Origin of the sequence: uncultured Shewanella sp. (assembly GCF_947491715.1) — a bacterium.
Classification (GTDB): domain Bacteria; phylum Pseudomonadota; class Gammaproteobacteria; order Enterobacterales; family Shewanellaceae; genus Shewanella.
In genome coordinates, this window is sequence record NZ_CANLKR010000088.1 from 1 (window position 1) to 1,499 (window position 1,499).

At 43.8% G+C, this 1,499-nt stretch carries 1 protein-coding gene; it reads left to right on the forward strand.

Going from position 1 to position 1,499, the window contains the following annotated elements:
- Positions 1-1,499: amino acid adenylation domain-containing protein (locus Q0779_RS23585; RefSeq protein ID WP_298776703.1), on the forward strand; the 1,499-nt coding region annotated here is incomplete at both ends.

Sequence of the window (1,499 nt, forward strand, 5' to 3'; positions counted from 1 at the left end):
GAGCCGAGAAGTGAAATAGGGAAGATTGATTTACTCTCAGATGAAGAGCGCCACACCTTATTGCACGAGTGGAATGACACTGACGCGCCTTATCCACACGATAAAACACTGCAGCAATTGTTTGAAGCGCAAGTGGAAAAAACACCGGATAATATTGCCCTCGTCTTTAACAATAATCAATTTGAAAATGAACAGCTGACATACGCTGAACTCAATGCGCGAGCTAACCAGTTGGCACACCACATCCGCATCCAATATCAAGAAGCGCATCAACAGCCATTAGCGCCTGATACCTTGATTGCACTGTATTTGGACAGAAGCTTAGAGATGGTCATCGGGATTTTAGCCGTACTGAAAGCGGGCGGCGCTTATGTGCCGATTTCACCTGAGTATCCGCAGGAGCGTGTCGGCTTTATGCTTAGTGATACTCAGGCTCCTATTCTGCTGACCCAACACCACCATGCAGACAAGTTGAAGCATTGGCAGAGTGAGTTAAAGGCAGAGGTCATGCTCACGGTCGTTGATGATGTAGCCATACAGCAACAATTTGATGGGGTAGGCTGTGGTCATCCAAGTGATAACCTAACCCCTATCAGCAGCTCAACAGATCTGGCTTATGTGATTTATACGTCAGGAACCACAGGGCAGCCCAAAGGCGCGAAAATATCACATATGTCTTTAAATAACTTATGTGTAAATGTGATAGATACATTTAATTTATGTGTAAAAAGTAGGGTATTACAGTTTGCATCATTTTCTTTTGATGCGGCTGTTTGGGAGGTATTTCCTTCGCTTGTTTCTGGTTCATCTCTGTATCTTATCGCAGATGAAATGAAGAACAACACTGATGACTTTATCAAATACCTTAATCGACAGGAAATATCAATAGCGACAATCCCTCCTGTGTTTTTGGAAGGGTTACCCTATACCTATTTACCTCATTTAACAACGCTAGTGGTGGCTGGAGAGCGTTGCAAACAAGCAACGATGAACTTATGGTGCAAAGGGCGAAAACTGATTAATGCCTATGGTCCAACAGAAGGTACCGTTTGTGCAACCCTGCATGAATATACAGAGGGGGATTCAAACACAAGCATTGGCAAACCGTTAGATAACATAAGGTGTTACGTATTAGATAGTCACTTCCACTTAACGGCAGTTAGTATCGTTGGAGAATTGTACATTGGCGGCGCGGGCTTGGCTCGCGGGTATCTAAACCAAGAAGCATTAACCGCCGAGCGTTTTATTGATAATCCCTTTGCGACCCAAAGTGATATTGAAAAAGGTTATACCCGTTTATACAAAACGGGGGATTTAGTGCGTTATTTACCTGATGGTAATCTCGAATATTTAGGCCGTTTGGATAACCAAGTTAAAATTCGTGGCCACCGTATTGAATTGGGCGAAGTAGAGGCGGCGCTAAGTCAAATAAAAGGCGTTAAGCAAGCGGTGGTGATAGACCGCCAACATGCGAACAGCCAAGATGGAAATTATCACTA